Origin of the sequence: Parahaliea mediterranea (assembly GCF_003402235.1) — a bacterium.
In the GTDB taxonomy this organism is placed as follows: Bacteria; Pseudomonadota; Gammaproteobacteria; order Pseudomonadales; family Halieaceae; genus Parahaliea; species Parahaliea mediterranea.
The window spans coordinates 541,657-559,200 of the sequence record NZ_QEWO01000005.1; the positions used below are offsets into that span (position 1 = coordinate 541,657).

Genomic DNA, 17,544 nt, shown 5'->3' on the forward strand with positions numbered 1-17,544 from the left:
CGCCGCCGGCGGGGCGCGTGTCAAAAGGGTGGCCGGCCACTGTCATTCTGAAATAAATACTCCAAAATTAGAATGAAGGCTTGCGCTTGCGCCACGCTATGGAATAAATTTATCACAATGAATAAAAAATAGAACATATAATATTTTTAGGGTGGCGAGGAGAACAGGTCGTCACCCACTGCGCAGGAGGCATCGCAGCGGTGCAGACACTCAGACTGGGTTTGATTGGCAGCGGTTTCATGGGGCGCAGCCATGCGCTTGCCGCGCATGCCGTGGGCCTGGTCTTTCCGCAGCCTGTGGCCCTGGTCTGCGAGCTGCTGGCAGATTGTGAGCCAGGGCAGGCAGCGCTACAGGCGCAGAATCTGGGATTTCGCCGCAGTACCGGCGACTGGCGTGCGCTGGTGGCTGACCCGCAGGTCGACATTGTGGATATCTGCACGCCGAACCATCTGCACTACCCGATGGCCAGGGCGGCGCTGGAGGCAGGCAAACACGTCTATTGTGAGAAGCCGCTGGCGCTGGCTGTCGGACAGTCACGGGAACTGGCGTCGCTGGCCGGGGCGCGTGATTGCGTGACTCTGGTGGGTTTTAACTATGCCAGGAATCCGGTAATCACTCTCGCTGCCGAGTTAATTCAGTGCGGAGAACTGGGCCGTATTCATCATGTGCGCGGCACGCATGTCGAAGATTACCTCGCCGATGCCTTTAAGCCCGGTGGCTGGCGCACCCGGCGCGCGCAGGCCGGGCTCGGGGCGCTGGGAGACCTGTGTCATGTGCTATCCCTGACCCAGCGCCTGGTTGGCGAGCCAACCGAGGTGTGCGCCGATTTCCAGACGGTAGTGAGCGAACGGCCAGATGGGCCGGTGGAAAACGAAGACCAGGTGCACGCTCTGCTGCGCTTCACCGGCGGTGCCACTGGCACCATCGAGTGCAGCCGCATGGCCTGGGGGCGCAAAAACGGTTTGACCCTGGAGGTGTCTGGCAGCGCCGGTACCCTGTATTTCGACCAGGAACGGCAAAACGAACTGTGGCTGTACCGCAGTGACGAGCGCGGTCCGGAGGGTTTTCGTCGCATTCTGCTTGGGCCGGACCAGCCAGACTACGCGGCTTTTTGCCCGGCGCCTGGCCACGGTCTGGGTTTTAATGACCTGAAAGTGATTGAACTGCGCGACCTGCTCGCGGCGGTGGCCGGGACGGCGCCAGCGTGGCCCGATTTCGCAGCGGCGGCGCGCATCGATGCGGTCACCGACGCCATGGCGCGTTCCCACCGCCGGGGTGGTTGGGTGGGGGTGAGTGATCCAGCGGCCGGTGGAGCCGGCGGCAACAGTCAGGAGTGAGGATGGAAGAGCGTCGCTTCGATGTGATCTGTATGGGCCGGGCCGCCGTGGACTTTTACGGCCAGCAGTTTGGCGCCCGGCTCGAGGACATGCGCAGCATGGCCAAATACCTGGGTGGATCGTCCGCCAACATGGCCGCTGGCATGTCGCGCCAGGGATTGCGGGTAGCCATGCTGACCCGGGTGGGCGACGAGCACATGGGGCGCTTTGTGCGTGAGGAACTGGCGCGCAATGGGGTGGATGTCAGCCAGGTGCATACCGACCCGGAGCGCCTCACCAGCATCGTGGTGCTGGGCATCAAGGACCGGGACACCTTTCCCCTGATCTTTTATCGGGAGAACTGCGCCGATGCTGCCCTTGATACAAGTGATGTCGATGAAGACTTTATCGCCTCGGCCCGCGCCCTGGTGATCACCGGGACGCACTTCTCCCTGCCCGGCCCTGCTGCGGCCTGCCGCCGGGCCATTGATTTCGCACGCGCCAGTGATACCCGCACCGTGCTGGATATCGATTACCGTCCGGTGTTGTGGGGCGTTGCCGGCCATGGCCAGGGAGAGAGTCGCTTTGTCGGCAGCGCGGAAGTTACCGGGCACCTGCAATCCATCCTGCCCCTGTTCGACCTGATAGTTGGCACCGAGGAGGAGTTTCACATCGCCGGGGGCAGCACCGACACCCGCACAGCCCTGTGCGTGGTGCGTGGGCATACCGATGCCGTACTGGTGCTCAAGCGCGGCGCCCTGGGCAGCGTGGTCTACGAGGGCGCCATTCCGCAGGACCTGGACCGCGGTGTGAGTGGCCCGCCGGTATCAGTGGAAGTCCTCAACGTACTGGGGGCCGGCGATGCCTTTATGAGCGGATTCATGCGCGGCTGGATGGGCGGCGAAGCGCTGGCGCGCTGCTGTTTGTACGGCAACGCCTGCGGCGCGCTGGTGGTGTCGCGTCACGGCTGCACACCGGCGATTCCCTCGCGGGTGGAACTGGACGACTACCTGGCGCGCTTTGCCGAGGTGCCGCGGCCGGATCTTGATGCACGCCTCAATCAGCTGCACCGCTCCACCGTGCCGCGCCGGGCTTGGCCGGCAATTTACGCGCTGGCCTTTGACCACCGCAGTCAGTTTGTTGAGCTGGCTGCCGCCTGTGGCGCCTCCGAGAGCCGGGTGCCGCGCCTGAAGCGCCTGATCGCCGATGCCTTTCTGGCGGTGGTGGAGCGGGACGGCCTGCAAGGTCGCGCCGGTGTACTGGTGGACGAGCGCTTCGGCGAAGACGTGCTGGAGTCGCTGACAGGTCGGGATCTGTGGATTGCGCGCCCGGTGGAGTCGCCGCAGTCACGACCGCTGGCTTTTGAGTATGGCGACAACCTCTCCGCGACCCTGCAACGCTGGCCCAGTGAGCAGGTGGTGAAGTGCCTGGTGTTCTATCATCCCGATGATGAGCCGGGTCTCAAGCAGGCCCAGCAGCAGCGCCTGTGCAGCTTGTTTGAAGCCTGCTGCCAGAGCGGCCATGAGTTGCTGCTGGAGCTGATTCTGCCAGGGGGCGGTGAGGACCGGGGCGACGATACCGCCCGGGCCATGCGCGAATGCTATCAGCTCGGTATCTATCCGGACTGGTGGAAGCTGCCGCCGCCCCCTGATCGGGCCTGGCCGGCGATCGAGGCGGTGATCGATGAGTGCGACCCCTGGTGTCGCGGTATTGTCCTGTTGGGTTTGAACCGCCCGGTAGAGGAGCTGGTTGCCGGCTTTGCCCGCGCCGTCGGCCGGCGCCACTGTCGCGGTTTTGCAATCGGCCGCAGTCTGTTTGTGGACGCCGCCAGCGCCTGGCTTGCCGGCCAACTGGACGACAGTGGCCTGAGGCAGGCAGTGGCAGAGAACTTCAGCGCTATTGTCAGCGCATGGCGCGCCCTGCACGAGGCCGCAATGCCGGAGGAGGAACAACCGTGAAAACAGTCAGGCTGACCAGCAGCCAGGCGCTGGTGCGCTATCTGGCGGCCCAGCAGGTGGATGTCGATGGCCAGCGCCTGCCGCTGATTGCGGGGGTATGGGCCATATTCGGCCACGGTAATGTCGCCGGCCTCGGCGAAGCGCTGGAGGCGGAACGCGAACGCCTGCCCACCTGGCGGGCACACAACGAACAGGCGATGGCCCATGCGGCCATCGCCTATGCCAAGGCCAGCAACCGGCGCCGGCTGATGGCCTGCACCACATCCATTGGGCCCGGCGCCACCAATCTGGTGACCGGCGCGGCCCTTGCGCATGTCAACCGCCTGCCGGTACTGCTGCTGCCAGGCGACACCTTTGCCTCGCGCGCGCCGGACCCGGTGCTGCAGCAGCTGGAGGTTCCCGGTGACCCTTCGCTCAGTGTGAATGATTGCCTGCGGCCCGTATCCCGCTACTGGGATCGCATCCAACGCCCTGAGCAATTGCTGGACAGCCTGCCCCGGGCGCTGCAGGTGCTCACCGACAGTATCGAGTGCGGCCCTGTCACCTTGGCCCTGCCCCAGGATGTGCAGACAGAGGCGTGGGATTTTCCCGCCCGTTTTTTTGACCCCTGCCTGCACTATCACCGGCAGCCTCCGCCGGATAGCGGTGAGTTGGCGCGCGCCGTGGCGTGCCTGCGCAACGCCCGGCGTCCGCTGTTGATTGCCGGCGGCGGTGTTCACTACGCCGGCGCCTGTGATGCGCTGGCAGCTTTTGCCCGGCGCACCGGAATACCCGTGGCGGAAACCCAGGCCGGCAAGGGCGCGCTGCCCTGGGATCACCCGGCACAGCTTGGCGCCATTGGTGTAACGGGCAGCAGCGCCGCCAATGCACTGGCCGCCGAGGCGGATCTGGTGATCTGTGTTGGCACCCGGCTGCAGGATTTCACCACCGCTTCGCGCACACTGTTTGCCCACCCGGCTTGCCGTCTATTGGGAATTAATGTGTCTGCCTTCGACGCTGGCAAGCACGGTGCCCTGTCCATGGTTTGCGACGCCGCCCAGGGACTGGCGGCCATCGAAGCGGCACTGCCGGACTGGCAGGCGGATGCCGACTGGGTTGCAAGCGGTCGGCAGGCGGTGGCTGGCTGGCAGGCGGTGGTGGAGCGGGTTACCGCCGCCACCGGGGCCGAGCGCCCATCGGATGCCCAGGTGCTCGGCGCGGTCAACCGCCAGGCGCCGGAAGATGCGGTGGTGGTGTGCGCTGCGGGAGGCCTGCCGGGTGAACTGCACAAGCTGTGGCGCTGTGCCCGGCCCAACGGCTACCACGTCGAGTACGGCTACAGCTGCATGGGTTATGAAATTGCCGGTGGGCTGGGGGTGGCGATGGCCCTGCCGCAGCGTGAGGTGTTTGTACTGGTGGGGGATGGCAGCTACTTGATGATGAATTCAGAGCTGGCTACTGCCGTGATGATGGGGCTCAAACTGGTGGTGGTGGTGCTGGACAACCGTGGTTTCGGTTGCATCAACCGCCTGCAGAAAAACTGTGGTGCTGGGCCCTTCAATAACCTGCTGGCTGACTGTGGACAGGGCGAGTCGGGCGTCCCGGTGATTGATTTTGCAGGCCATGCCAGGGCCCTGGGCGCCCAGGCCGAATCGGTAACCGGTATTGCCGAACTGGAGCAGGCTCTGGTGCGTGCCCGCGAGGCGGCGGGCTGCTATGTCATCGCCCTGGCCACTGACCCGGGGCCGGCCACCGAAGAGGGCGGCGCCTGGTGGGAGGTGGCCGTGGCGGAAGTATCGACCCGCGAAGGCGTTCGGCAGGCGCGCAGGGACTACCTGGAGCACAAGCGTGCCCAGCGCCGGGATGTCGGGCGATGAGTTTGCGCGTGGGTATTAACCCCCTGACCTGGAGCAATGACGACATGCCTGCATTGGGGGCCGATATCCCGCTGGAGCAGTGCCTGCGGGAAGGGCGCAATGCGGGCTACGCCGGCTTTGAGCTGGGGCATAAATTTCCCCGCGACAGTGCGGTGCTGGCGCCGCTGCTGGCGCGGCACAACCTGGCGCTGGTGTCTGGCTGGTACAGCCTGCGGTTACTGCAGCGCAGCGTTGCCCGGGAAATTGCCGCGGTGCAGCCTCACCTCAGGCTACTGCGGGAGATGGGCTGCGCGGTGATGGTATGCGCCGAGGTCAGCCACTGCATTCATGGTGAGCGCCATCGGCCGCTGTCAGAGCGCCCGGTACTGGATGAGCGGCAGTGGTCCGCTTTTGCCGAGCGCCTGTCCGCTTTTGCCAGCTACCTCACCGACGAGGGACTGACCCTGGCCTATCACCACCACATGGGTACGGTTATCGAAACCGACGATGAGGTACGCCGCCTGATGGCGATGACCGGCCCGGAGGTTGGCCTGCTGCTGGATACCGGGCACCTGACTTACGCCGGCGGTGATCCGGCGCGGCTGGCGGATGACTTCCGTCAGCGTGTGGTGCACCTGCACTGCAAGGATGTGCGCCAGCCAGTGCTGATGCGTGCGCTGGATGGGGACTGGAGTTTTCTCGAGGCGGTGCTGGCTGGCGTGTTTACCGTACCGGGTGACGGATGCGTGGATTTCGGTGCGGTGCTCGACGCCCTGCCCACCAGCTACAACGGCTGGGTGGTGGTGGAGGCGGAGCAGGACCCGGCCATTGCCGATCCGCCGCTTTATGCGCAGATGGGCTATCGCCATCTGGCCCAGCTTTTGAAACAGCGCCCGCTGGCCTTTGAGGAAAGAACATGACAGTTGGAATCTGCCTGGTTGGCGCCGGTCGTATTGGCGCTATTCATGCCGACAATATCGCTGCGGCAGCCAATGCGCGCCTTGTTCACGTGGTTGATGCAGATGCCGCGGCGGCTGAACAACTGGCGCAGCGCCATGGTGCCAGCGCCACCGAATTGCGATTGGCGCTGGACGACTCATCGGTAGCAGCGGTACTGATTGCCAGTTCCACCGACACCCATGTTGAACTGATGGATGCGGCCAGCGCCGCTGGCAAAGCCATTTTCTGTGAAAAGCCGCTGGACCTGGATCTGGCGCGTGCCCGCCAGTGCCTGCAGACACTGGAAGCCCGGGGAACTCTGTTGGCGCTTGGGTTCAATCGGCGTTTCGACCCGGACTTTGCCTGCCTGTGGCAGCGGGTACAGGATGGTGAAATCGGCGACGTTGAGATGGTATCCATCACCAGCCGCGACCCCGGTCCGCCGCCACTGGACTACCTGCGCCGGTCTGGCGGGCTGTTCATGGACATGATGATCCACGACTTCGATATGGCCCGCTGGCTGCTGGGTGAAGACCCGAAGACCCTGTTCGCCAGCGCCAGCTGCTTGGTAGACCCGGCGATTGCCAGCGTCGGCGACATCGACAGTGCGCTGGTCACACTGCAAACCGCCAGCGGCAAGTTGTGCCAGATCAGCAACAGCCGCCGGGCGGTGTACGGTTACGATCAACGTATCGAAGTGCATGGCAGCCACGGCATGCTGCGCGCCGAGAACCGAGGTGCCAGCCAGGTGCAGTGCTTTCGCGCCGGCTCGGTTGCAAGCGACCCGCCACTGGATTTTTTCCTGGAGCGCTACGCTGCCGCTTACCGGCTGGAGTTGCAGGCCTTTGTCGCCGCCCTGACGGGCGAGCCGGCGCGGCTGGTGAGTGGAAGCGATGCGCTCAAGGCCCAGGTACTGGCCGATGCAGCTACCCGGTCCCATCGAAAAAACGCCGTAATTTCACTGGATTACCAGGGCCCAGCGGCGCCCTGAGGGCTGTTTGCCGGCAGTCGGGCCGGTATGCGCTCGTCTATAAAATGGAATTTATATAATTTATTGTAAATTTGTAGAATAAATATTTTACCAGAAGGCCGGTTCTCTCTATACTCAAACCGAGCTTCGGAACACCTCTCATTACTAGATAAATCAACCGGAGGTTCTACCGTGACCCAACGCAGCGTTCCCCTCTCCCGCTCCGCGCCCTTCCGTCGCCTGGTCCTTGCCGGCGCCATCTCCATGCTGGGGCTTGGCCTTGCGCCGTCGGCACTGGCCCAGACAGTAACCGGTGAAGTTACTGACAGCAGCGGTGGTGCCGTGTACGAGGGTGCCATTGTTCGCATTGCCGAACTGGGTGTTTCGACCACCACGGATTCCCGTGGGCGCTTCCGGCTGATAGGCGTCAGGCCCGGCACTTATACCCTTACTGTCAACTATGTCGGTGCTCCACCGCGCAACGTGCCGATTACAGTCGGTCCAGAGGGCCTGGTGCTGGGCGCGCTGGTGCTGGGTGAGGGCAGCGAGAACCAGATGGCTCTGGAAGAAGTGCTGGTAACGGGCCAGTCGGCGGCGATGGCGGGGGCCATCAATCAGCAGCGAGCGGCAGACAACATCAAATCGGTGCTGGATTCTGACACCATGGGCCAGTTCCCGGATCAGAACGTGGCGGAGTCCCTGCGTCGACTCTCGGGTATCTCGGTGGAAAACGATCAGGGCGAAGGGCGCTATGTAGTGATCCGGGGCATGGATCCTGACCTCAATTCGACGTCCATCAACGGTGTGCGGGCATCGGCGTCCGAAAACCGGCGCGCCATGCAACTGGATGTGATTCCCTCGGACGTCCTTGATGGCCTGGAGGTGCAGAAGTCGCTGACCCCTGATATGGATGGTGACTCCATTGGCGGCTCGGTGAACGTAAAGACCCTCAGCGCCTTCAGCCGCAAAGACGCCTACTTCAAGGCCCGTCTGGAGGGTGGTTATAACGAAATGCGAGAAGACTGGAGTCCGAAGGCATCCGTTGCCGGCAGCGACATCTTCGAACTGGCCAATAACCGTCGTCTCGGGGTGGCAGCTGCACTCAGCTGGCAGGATCGCAAGATGTCGACGGACAACAACGAGGCCGATGACTGGGAACAGGCGGACAGTGGCAACGAATTTCCCGAGTCCTTTGAGCCGCGCTATTACCGTATCGAGCGCGAGCGCATTGGCGCTGTGTTGAACCTCGACTATGACTGGTCCGATACCACTACCCTCTTTGCCCGCTCACTGTACAGCAGGTTTGAGGATACTGAACTGCGCTACGGCCAGGGTTACGGCGATCTCACGCCGCTTTCCGACGAAGCCATTGAGAAGCGGCGAACAGCCTACGGCTTTACCGAGATCGATATGAATACCAAAGACCGGGTACAGACCGCAGAAACACTCTCGCTGTCGTTCGGTAGCGAGAGCCAGTGGGAGCTGTGGGGGCTGGAAACCAACCTCGGCTACTCCCACGGCGAGGAGGATGACCCGGATGTAGTGAATTCATCTTGGGTTGGCGAATTCGAAAGCGGCAGCGGCGGTATCCCGGACGGTGCGCCGGTATTGAGCCTGAACCGTGGGTCGGTGGAAACGCCGGTTGTGGAGTCTGACTACTTTGACTTGCTGCGCAACCCCGGCGCCTACGCACTGGATGAGATCGAACACGAGAAGAGCCTGACCGAGGATACCCAGTGGTCGCTACAGTTCGATGCCAACCGACAGTTCGAGAACTGGGAGCTGAAGTTTGGCGCCAAGGCCCGCCTGCGGGAGAAGGAAAACAATGAAGACGCCGCTATCTACAGTGGCGATGATGTATTCACCATCGCCGATGTCTACGATCCGGGCGCCGCAGGGGATTATGGTTTTCGCAATGTGATTGAGCCGTTACCAAGTACCCGAGGGGTGCGGGAAATCCTGCGCGCCGGTAACGGCATCGAGCTGGAGGATATCGATTCAACGCTGGCCTCGGCCTCGAATGACTGGACCGTCAATGAAGATGTTTATGCCGCCTATGGCATGTTCAAGCTGTTTATTGGTGGCATCACCCTCACCGGCGGTGTTCGGGTGGAGTACACGGACTTCAGCTCGGAAGGTAACGCGGTAGAGTTGTTCGAGGAAGGCGATGAGTACAACGGCGCTGAACTGGATGATGACCTGGTGGTGATCGAGAGCATCGACGCCAGTCGCAGCTACACCGATGTGCTGCCGAGCCTCAATCTGCGCTACGACGCCACCGAAAACATTGTGGCGCGAGCCGCAGTGTCGCGTTCCATTGTGCGACCACTGTTTAACGATGTGGCATCGCGTATCAGCGTCGAAGACGGCGAGGCGGAAATCGGCAACCCGGAACTTGAGCCCTATAACGCGTGGAACTACGACGCGTCGCTTGAATATTACCCGAGCGAACTGAGTGTTCTTTCGGCTGGCGTGTTCTACAAAGACATTGGTGACTTCATCTTCCTGCAGACCTTTGATGACTACAGTTTTGCCGGGCAGACCTTTGATGAAGCGACCATCGCAGAGAATGGCGACAATGCCGACGTGCTAGGGGTAGAACTCAACTACCAGCAGTACTTTGGCTTCCTGCCATCCCCTTTTGACGGCCTGCTGGTGAGCCTTAACTATACCTATGTCGATAGCGAGGCCGAGGTGAACGACCGTGAAATTCCCTTCCCGAAGCAATCAGACAACATCGCCGGTTTTGTACTGGGCTATGAAAAATACGGCCTGGATCTGCGCCTGGCGATGAAGTATCGCGATAGCTATCTCGACGAACTGGTGGATGAAGGGCTCGATCGCACCACCGACGCCCACACCCAGTGGGACTTCACCGCCAAGTACAGTGTCAACGACAACTGGATGGTTTACGCGGAAATATCCAATCTCAACGACGAGCCAGAGTACTACTATGCCGGCAATTCACAACGCGTGCTGCAATACGACGAGTACGGCACCACCACGGTAATTGGCGTGCAGTACATATACTGAACTGCTTGGCAGGGGTGTGGGGATGATCGCGGGGCGACCCTGGCGCCTTGTTCGGCGCCAGCGGCGGGGATAGTGTAATCATGCAGTGGTTCAGGCTTTTTGCCACCGGGGAGGACCGGCCGGTCAGTGCCGACAGTGACGCGATTGACTGGGCGTACCAGCGCCACCGGCGCGACGTGATTGTGATCATTACGTTGTGCTACGGCCTGGCCTATGTGTGTCGGCTGGCACTGAACGTCGTAAAAAAGCCGCTGATGGATGCGGGTATCTTCACGCCTGAACAACTGGGCATCATCGGTTCAACGCTGCTTTACGGCTATGCACTGGGCAAATTCACCAATGGCTTTCTCGCCGATCACGCCCACGTCGGTCGTTTTTTTGCTGCGGGGCTACTGTTGTCCGCCTGCGCCAACCTGGGTATGGGCCTGTCGGATCTGCTCTGGCTATCGGCCTTGCTGTGGGGCCTCAATGGTTGGTTTCAGGGCTTCGGCGCGCCCTCCAGTGTGGTGTCTCTGGCCCACTGGTACAGCAATCACGAACGCGGCCGTTACTACGGCATCTGGAGCACGGCGCACTCCATTGGCGAAGGGCTAACCTACCTTGGCGTGGCCTGGCTGATTGCCGCACCTCCCAAGGGGCTGGGTCTGGACTGGCCCTGGGGGTTCTGGGTGCCCGCCGCAATCTGCGTTGTGGCCGCCCTGCTGGTGCTGCGCTATTTGCCGGACCGGCCTCGGGCCCTGGGCCTTCCCAGTGTGGCGGACTGGCGCCAGGATCACAGCGCCATCGCCAGTGCCGCCAGTAATGGCAGCGTGTGGAAAACACAGCTGCGTATACTGGCCATTCCTTCCATCTGGGTTCTGGCCCTGGCCAGTTCCAGCATGTATGTCACACGTTACGCCATTAACAGCTGGGGTAACGTCTATTTACAGGAAATTCGCGGATTTGACCTGTTCGATGCCAATCTGTTCATTTTCCTCAATACCGCGGCAGGCATTCTGGGCTGTGTTGCCTACGGCTTTGCATCAGACAAATGGTTCAATGCCCGCCGTCCACCGGCCAACCTGCTGTTTGGCCTGATGGAACTGCTGCCGCTGTTCGTGATTTTCTGGGGGCCAGACGACCCGCTCATACTGGCGGCGGCGCTGGTGGTTTATGGCTTTGGCCTCAGCGGTATTCTCGCCTCGCTGGGGGGGCTGTTTGCCATCGACATCGCCCCCAAGCGGGTTGCAGGGGCGGCCATGGGTTTTATTGGCGTATTCAGCTATGTTGGCGCAGGCCTGCAGGACTACATCAGCGGCCGACTGATTTCTGCCAGCGAAATTGCCTTGCGCTTCCCGCGCGAGGGCGGCGAGACGGTAGTCTACTTCTATGATTACAGTGCGCCCATCCTGTTCTGGGTCGGCGCGTCGGTGGTGTCGCTGGTACTGGCGAGCAGCCTGTGGAGGGTGCGTGCAACGGATTAAACGCGGGGGGTGGTTGGTGGTAAGCGCCTGGCTGACTGCCTGCGGCGGGCAGGGAGAGAGCAGTTTTTGCGCTACCCACGGCGGCGAGCACTGGCGACACCGCGACCAGCAGCCGGCGCTGGTAGTTGATTATGCAGCACGCGGCAAACTGGCGGTGCAGCTGTTGTTGCCTGCAGAAGGGGGTGCAATCGGGAGCGACCTCGCTCCGCGCGATATTCTCGAGCTGCCTGCCGGCTGCTCTGCAACCGCGCTGCGGCGGGACCGCCGCGACGGGCGTGTTCGCCTGCGGTTTGAGGCCGACTGTGGTGATGAGCCACCGGCGGATTTGTCTGTTCCATTGCTGGAGGGGCCGGGCGGGCTGCGGGAAATGGAGGTGACTATGACGACCCCGGCGGTGCGCAAGCACTTTGTCATCCATCGCGATTGTGAGCGGGCATTGTTCAATGTGGGCGGGGAGGCTGCCGGTGACTGACGCGGAACTGGATGCGCGACTGGCAACGGCCTGTGGCTTGGCGCGTAAGGCAGGATGCTTTGCGTCCGGCAAATTCGCTGACCTGGGCAGCCTCACCGTGCACAGCAAGGGTGTGCAGGACATGGCCACCGAGGCCGATGTTGAAACCGAGGCACTGCTGCGCAAGGGGTTGGCCGAACTCTACCCCGGGGACGCTTTTCTTGGTGAAGAAAGTTGCAGCGAATTCCGGTCACAGGCCGGGCGTGGCGTCTGGGTGGTCGATCCCATTGACGGTACCCAGCCATTTATCAGCAATATCACCTCCTGGTGTATAGCCCTGGCCTATGTGCGTGACAGTCAAACCCTGCTGGGGGTGGTATACGATCCGGTGCGGGATGAACTGTTCGCCGCGCGCCGCGGTGGCGGTGCCTCAATAAACAATCGCCCGCTGCGAGTGAGCCCGGCTGCCAGTTTGGCGGATGGCCTGGTGGGGCTGGGTTACTCCAATCGAGTGGCGCCAGCCGCCACCGTGGGGCCCCTGTCGCGCCTGCTGGAGGAGCAGGGCATGTTCCATCGCTGCGGTAGCGGCGCCCTCAGCCTGGCCTACGTGGCAGCAGGGCGCTTGATTGGCTATTACGAGCCGCACATGAATGCCTGGGATGCGGTTGCCGGTGGGTTGCTGGTGCGTGAGGCGGGCGGCCGAAGTAATCCGGCACTGGAGCGCGAGGGCGTGCTGGAGCACGGCTGCGCGGTGCTGGCGGCCGGTGCCGGGGTCTACCAAGCCTTGCTGGAAGTGGTGAGTGGCGGCGAGACTGTCACCGGTCTTACATGAAGAATTGTTAACCTCAGCCTCATGCGTGTTTAACCCGCGCCGGGATAGGGTAGGTGGGCAGTCAACACAGGAGGACGACTATGAATCGCTTATCAATGGGTATTGGTGCCCTGGCAGCCGCCATTGTTGCGGCGCCGCTGCTGGCTGGCAGTGATCCTGAAGAGGCCGCGGTGGCCCTGTACGCAATCGAGCGCTCCGGGGTAACGCTGGACAAGGCCCTGGCCCAGGCTGAACAGGCGGTGCCTGGCATTGCCTATGAATACGAGCTGGAAGATGACGACGGCCAGCTCTTCCATGAAATCAAAGTTATGGACCTTGAAGGTGAAGTGCGGCACAAGCTGCGCATTGCCGTGGCTGACGGCAGTCTGAGCCAGAAGCAGGAGCCGCGTAGCTGCGCCGTGGTATGTCGCGACGACGAGGTGCTGGCGGCCCGCGCCTTGCAGGACGCCGGCTACAGCCTACGGCGGGCCATTGCCGAGGGGGGCGCAGGGACAAAACAGCTGCTGGAGGAAGCCGAAGTGGAACTGGAGCGCGGCGTGCGTTACTTCAAACTGGAATGGGTTGGCCCGGAGGGTGAGCGCGACCAGCTTATTGATATCGACAACGGCCAGACGATTCCCTCCTTGACCAGTCCCGGTGGTTGATGAAGTTACTGCTGGTAGAGGATGACCAGACCACCCTGGCCTACCTGTCGAAGGGGCTGAGGGAGCAGGGCTACACCGCCGATGAAGCCGGCAACGGCGTTGATGCCTTGCATCTGGCCACCACTGGCCAGTACGACCTCATTGTGCTCGATCGCATGTTGCCACAGCTGGATGGCTTGGCGGTGCTATCTGCGCTGCGCGCCGGGGGCAACCGCACGCCGGTGATTATTCTCAGTGCCCTGTCCCATGTGGATGAGCGCATCCGCGGGCTGAAGGCGGGTGGCGATGATTACCTGACCAAGCCTTTTTCTTTCGCCGAACTGCAGCTGCGTATCGACAACCTGCTACAGCGCGCAACGCACCGTGAGGCCCGCATCACTCAGTTGTGTGCCGACGACCTTGAAATGGACCTGGTGGGCCACCGGGTGACGCGAGCTGGCGATGACATCGCCCTGCAGCCAAAAGAGTTTCAGCTGTTGCGCTATCTGCTGGAGCACCGGGGGCAGGTGGTGTCCCGTACCCTGTTGTTTGAGGCCGTGTGGGATTATCACTTCGACCCAAAGACCAATGTGATTGATGTGCATATTGCCAAGTTGCGCAGAAAGCTTGAGGCCGGAGGACGTAGCCAGCTGATCGATACCGTGCGTGGGGCGGGCTATGTCATCCGGTAGCGCGCGGCGTCTTGGCTACCCGCGCACCTCCGTATGGCGCCTTACTCTGCTGTTTACCCTGCTGGTGTTGCTGGTGAACGCCCTGGTGCTGGGAGCGGTGTACTGGCTGACGGTGTCAGAGCAGGAGCGCCAATTACAGCGCAATGTGCTGATGGCCGCCGATACCTTTCGGCAGCTGGCTGCCGTGGAGCGCGGCAGTGATGTCGCTGTTCGCCGACTGGTAGAGGCCCACGCGCGGGGCGCCGCCAACACCCTGTTGGCGCTGGAGAGTAGCGATGGGGTCAGCGGCAACCTCAGCGAGTTGCCGCGCCAGTTGCCGCGCTATCCTGATACGGGCCGCTTTCCTGTAGCGGTATCCAATCTCAGCGGCGATGCCACCGTAGAGCTGGCCCGTGGCACCTGGATAGAGGTGGGCGCAGGCAGATTGATGGTGGCCCAGTTGGAGGCGGACCAGGGTGCCTACCGACGCGACTACCTGCTGGCCAGTGTGCTGGCGCTGGTACTGGCCCTGCTGCTGACGCTGGTGGCGGGTTATCTGTTTAACCGGCGCCAGGTTCGGCGCCTGCGGGATTTGAGTGAGGGCATCGAGCAGATCCAGCGCGGCCGGCTGGATACCCGCCTGCCGAGCCGGGCGGATGGCGATGAGTTCGACGTGCTGGCCGGCCAGGTCAATCAGATGCTGGATGAGATCGACGAACTGCTGCACTCGGTGGCTGGTGTTACTGACAACATCGCCCACGACCTTCGCACGCCGCTCTCGCGATTGCGCCTGCGGCTGGACGATATCGCCTCTGCCCTGCCGACTGCGCCGGCATCCGCTGCCACAGAGACCCTTGGCCTGGCCCAGGCGGATCTCGATGACTTGTTGCAAACCTTTGATGCCATGCTCGAACTGGCGCGCCTGGAACAGGGTATTTTGCAGATGGAAGGGCGCCCCTGTGACCTGGCCGCAATTGCCCGCGATGCTGCGGAACTGCTGACACCGCTGGCTGAGCAGCGCGGGCAGACAGTCGCCGTCCACTGCGACGGGCGGAGTCAGGTGTCGGGAGACGCCAGTTTGCTGTTCCGGCTCATCTACAACTTGCTCGACAACGCCATTCGACACGCTGGCGATAAAGCGCATATTCACATCAGCCAGCATGGCAGGCAGCTTTGCGTAGCGGATAACGGGCCGGGGATTCCCGCCACTGAGCGCGAGCGGGTGTTCCGGCGGCTGTACCGCCTGGACCAGAGTCGCCATCACCCGGGCACCGGTCTGGGATTGTCGGTGGTGCGCGCCATTGCCCGCCTGCACGGAGCAAATATCACACTGGGCGAGGCCGCTCCGGGTCTTGTCGTCACCCTGGAATTTCCACCACAGGAGCCTCTATGAAACCTGCGCGTCGACATTTTCTTAAATCGCTGGCCTACGCAGGCGGTTCCCTGAGCTTGCTGGCAGGTAGCTGGCGTGAGGCGCTGGCCGGCAGTACAGGCTACCCCCGACTATTACACGGCCCCTTGCCCGGGGCAGTGTCTGCAGACAGTATCCAGTTGTGGATGCGGGCCAGTGGCCGCTATCCTGTGAGTGTGCGATACGGACAGCGGCCAGACCTGTCCGATGCACGGCAAAGCGAGATTGCGCAGGCCGGCCCCGGGGACGACTTTGTGGCGCGTATCGCGTTGACCGGATTGCAACCGGGCACCACCTACTACTATCGCCCCTGGGTGGACGGCAAGCCCGCCAAGTACCTGGACAATGTGCCGCCCTTCCAGTTCACCACAGCCCCGGCGGGGCCGGCGCGCTTTCGCCTGGGTTTTGGTTCCTGTGCTCGCTGGCAGGAATTTCCCCAACAGCCCATCTGGCATGCACTGGATCGCTGGGAGCCCGATCTGTTCTGCTGGCTGGGAGATAACATCTATGCCGATACAGTCGAGCCTGGAATTATGTCGGACCTGTATAAAATCCAGCGGGCGGTGCCGGAATACCAGCGCTTCGGGAACCGGGTGCCGCAGCTGGCGATCTGGGACGATCATGATTACGGCCTGAACAACAGCGATGTTAACAATCCGATGCGCGAGGAGAGCCTGGCGCTGTTCAAGCGCTACTGGGCCAATCCGGGTTATGGCACCGCGCAGACACCCGGCGTATTCTTCCAGTATCACTACGGCGGCGTGGACTTCTTCTTTCTTGACAACCGCTATCATCGCGACCCTAATGAGCAGCCCGACGGCCCGGGCAAAAGCCAGTTGGGCGCGGGCCAGTTGGCCTGGCTGAAGGCCGGGCTGAAGGCGAGCCGGGCCCCCTTCAAGTTGTTGATCTGCGGCGGTGGGTGGTCACACAACCCGGCGGCCTTTGGCGAAGACAACTGGACCAGCTACCGCCACGAGCGCGACGGCCTGTTTGATTTTATTCGTGATGAAGAGATCGGCGGGGTAATCCTGATGTCTGGTGACGTTCACCGGGCGGAAGCCAACTGTATCCCGCGTTCCGGCGAGGCAGGCTATGACCTTTATGAGTTTGTCAGCTCGGGCCTGGCCCAGGATACGCCCATACCCGAATCGATAGAGGTGCCGGAAATTCGTCTTCGGGAACCCTTCACCGGCGGTCACAACGCCGGCATCGTCGACTTTGACCTCACACTCGATGACCCGCAGGTGCGCTTCAATGTGGTCAATGCCGGGGCGCAAAGCGTCTGGGATGAGCCGGTCACAGTGCGCGCCAGTGAATTGCGCAACGGTGTGTCCAGCTGGCGGCAGAAGGTGGATCCCGAGTTGCCCTCTCCGCGCAGGGACGACATCAACGCGTGATATTCACCCACTGTCAGGCGGTGATTTTTGACTGCGACGGGGTGCTGGTGGACAGCGAATACCTCTGCCATGTGGCGCTGTCCGCCGCTCTGCAGGACCTGGGTATTGATGAGCCCGCCCAGGCGCTGTACACCGAGTTTGGTGGCGTCGAACTGGCGCGGATTTTTGTAGCCATGGAGCGCCGGCACCGTGTCGACCTGCCGGCGGGATTCGAGGCTCGCTACCGGGCAGGGGTGCAGGCGCTGTTTGCCGAGCGCCTGCAACCGGTGAGCGGCATCGAGTCCGTGTTGCGCCAGCTCACCCTGCCTTTTTGCGTGGCATCCAACGGGCCGCGGGCCAAAATAGAATACTCCCTTGGTTTGACCTGCTTGCGGGGCTACTTTGGCGAACGGATTTACAGCGCCTACGAGGTGGGGGCCTGGAAGCCGGATCCGGGGCTGTTCCTGGCCGCCGCTGGCGGTCTGGGGGTGGCGCCGCAGCATTGCCTGGTGGTGGAAGACAGTCCGGTGGGCGTGCGCGCCGCGCGGGCAGCTGGTATGCCGGTGCTGCGCTACTGCCCGGATGCAGGGTCTGATGCCGGGGACGTGCCCACTATCCAGCGGATGGCGCAGCTGCCTGCGCTGCTGGGTCTGCCCCGGCGCTGAA

General features: G+C 62.5%; 14 protein-coding genes. All 14 read left to right on the forward strand.

Annotated features, from left to right (window positions below):
• The first annotated feature begins 200 nt into the window (after positions 1-200).
• The 14 genes from DDZ17_RS17295 (at position 201) to DDZ17_RS17360 (ending at position 17,543) form a co-directional block, all read left to right on the forward strand.
• Positions 201-1,337, forward strand: coding sequence for a Gfo/Idh/MocA family protein (locus tag DDZ17_RS17295; RefSeq protein ID WP_116368207.1), 1,137 nt, complete (start codon positions 201-203; stop codon positions 1,335-1,337).
• 2 nt (positions 1,338-1,339) lie between these two features.
• Positions 1,340-3,274, forward strand: a complete 1,935-nt coding sequence (locus DDZ17_RS17300; protein ID WP_116368208.1) for a bifunctional 5-dehydro-2-deoxygluconokinase/5-dehydro-2-deoxyphosphogluconate aldolase — start codon at positions 1,340-1,342, stop codon at positions 3,272-3,274.
• Positions 3,271-5,130, forward strand: coding sequence for a 3D-(3,5/4)-trihydroxycyclohexane-1,2-dione acylhydrolase (decyclizing) (iolD, locus tag DDZ17_RS17305; protein WP_116368209.1), 1,860 nt, complete (start codon positions 3,271-3,273; stop codon positions 5,128-5,130). Before DDZ17_RS17300 ends, iolD begins: the two co-directional genes overlap by 4 nt.
• On the forward strand, positions 5,127-6,029 hold the full coding sequence (iolE, locus tag DDZ17_RS17310; protein WP_116368210.1) for a myo-inosose-2 dehydratase: 903 nt from the start codon (positions 5,127-5,129) through the stop codon (positions 6,027-6,029). The genes iolD and iolE overlap by 4 nt, the downstream gene beginning before the upstream one ends.
• Positions 6,026-7,039 (forward strand): inositol 2-dehydrogenase, encoded by a 1,014-nt coding sequence (gene iolG, locus DDZ17_RS17315; RefSeq protein WP_116368211.1) that lies wholly within the window; start codon positions 6,026-6,028, stop codon positions 7,037-7,039. The genes iolE and iolG overlap by 4 nt, the downstream gene beginning before the upstream one ends.
• Before the next feature lie 171 nt (positions 7,040-7,210).
• Positions 7,211-10,051, forward strand: a complete 2,841-nt coding sequence (locus DDZ17_RS17320; protein WP_157976703.1) for a TonB-dependent receptor — start codon at positions 7,211-7,213, stop codon at positions 10,049-10,051.
• Between the two features lie 80 nt (positions 10,052-10,131).
• Positions 10,132-11,514: an MFS transporter gene (locus DDZ17_RS17325; protein ID WP_116368269.1), complete on the forward strand. Its 1,383-nt coding sequence runs from the start codon at positions 10,132-10,134 to the stop codon at positions 11,512-11,514.
• Complete coding sequence (locus DDZ17_RS17330) at positions 11,501-11,986, forward strand: hypothetical protein (protein ID WP_157976704.1); 486 nt, start codon at positions 11,501-11,503, stop codon at positions 11,984-11,986. The genes DDZ17_RS17325 and DDZ17_RS17330 overlap by 14 nt, the downstream gene beginning before the upstream one ends.
• Positions 11,979-12,797: an inositol monophosphatase family protein gene (locus DDZ17_RS17335; RefSeq protein WP_157976705.1), complete on the forward strand. Its 819-nt coding sequence runs from the start codon at positions 11,979-11,981 to the stop codon at positions 12,795-12,797. The genes DDZ17_RS17330 and DDZ17_RS17335 overlap by 8 nt, the downstream gene beginning before the upstream one ends.
• An 80-nt stretch (positions 12,798-12,877) precedes the next feature.
• The gene (locus DDZ17_RS17340; RefSeq protein WP_157976706.1) at positions 12,878-13,441 is read left to right on the forward strand and encodes a PepSY domain-containing protein; all 564 of its coding nucleotides are present in this window, start codon (positions 12,878-12,880) and stop codon (positions 13,439-13,441) included.
• Positions 13,441-14,112: a winged helix-turn-helix domain-containing protein gene (locus tag DDZ17_RS17345; RefSeq protein WP_116368216.1), complete on the forward strand. Its 672-nt coding sequence runs from the start codon at positions 13,441-13,443 to the stop codon at positions 14,110-14,112. Before DDZ17_RS17340 ends, DDZ17_RS17345 begins: the two co-directional genes overlap by 1 nt.
• Positions 14,099-15,484: a HAMP domain-containing sensor histidine kinase gene (locus tag DDZ17_RS17350; protein ID WP_116368217.1), complete on the forward strand. Its 1,386-nt coding sequence runs from the start codon at positions 14,099-14,101 to the stop codon at positions 15,482-15,484. The genes DDZ17_RS17345 and DDZ17_RS17350 overlap by 14 nt, the downstream gene beginning before the upstream one ends.
• Positions 15,481-16,899, forward strand: a complete 1,419-nt coding sequence (locus DDZ17_RS17355; RefSeq protein ID WP_116368218.1) for an alkaline phosphatase D family protein — start codon at positions 15,481-15,483, stop codon at positions 16,897-16,899. The genes DDZ17_RS17350 and DDZ17_RS17355 overlap by 4 nt, the downstream gene beginning before the upstream one ends.
• The gene (locus DDZ17_RS17360) at positions 16,896-17,543 is read left to right on the forward strand and encodes an HAD-IA family hydrolase (protein ID WP_206613579.1); all 648 of its coding nucleotides are present in this window, start codon (positions 16,896-16,898) and stop codon (positions 17,541-17,543) included. Before DDZ17_RS17355 ends, DDZ17_RS17360 begins: the two co-directional genes overlap by 4 nt.
• Position 17,544 lies beyond the last annotated feature (1 nt).

Excerpts from the sequence above, each read along its gene's own strand:
- DDZ17_RS17300 (WP_116368208.1), top strand. The coding sequence starts at position 1,340 with ATGGAAGAGCGTCGCTTCGATGTGATCTGTATGGGCCGGGCCGCCGTG.
- iolE (WP_116368210.1), top strand. The coding sequence starts at position 5,127 with ATGAGTTTGCGCGTGGGTATTAACCCCCTGACCTGGAGCAATGACGAC.
- iolG (WP_116368211.1), top strand. The coding sequence starts at position 6,026 with ATGACAGTTGGAATCTGCCTGGTTGGCGCCGGTCGTATTGGCGCTATT.
- DDZ17_RS17325 (WP_116368269.1), top strand. The coding sequence starts at position 10,132 with ATGCAGTGGTTCAGGCTTTTTGCCACCGGGGAGGACCGGCCGGTCAGT.
- DDZ17_RS17340 (WP_157976706.1), top strand. The coding sequence starts at position 12,878 with ATGAATCGCTTATCAATGGGTATTGGTGCCCTGGCAGCCGCCATTGTT.
- DDZ17_RS17345 (WP_116368216.1), top strand. The coding sequence starts at position 13,441 with ATGAAGTTACTGCTGGTAGAGGATGACCAGACCACCCTGGCCTACCTG.
- DDZ17_RS17350 (WP_116368217.1), top strand. The coding sequence starts at position 14,099 with ATGTCATCCGGTAGCGCGCGGCGTCTTGGCTACCCGCGCACCTCCGTA.
- DDZ17_RS17355 (WP_116368218.1), top strand. The coding sequence starts at position 15,481 with ATGAAACCTGCGCGTCGACATTTTCTTAAATCGCTGGCCTACGCAGGC.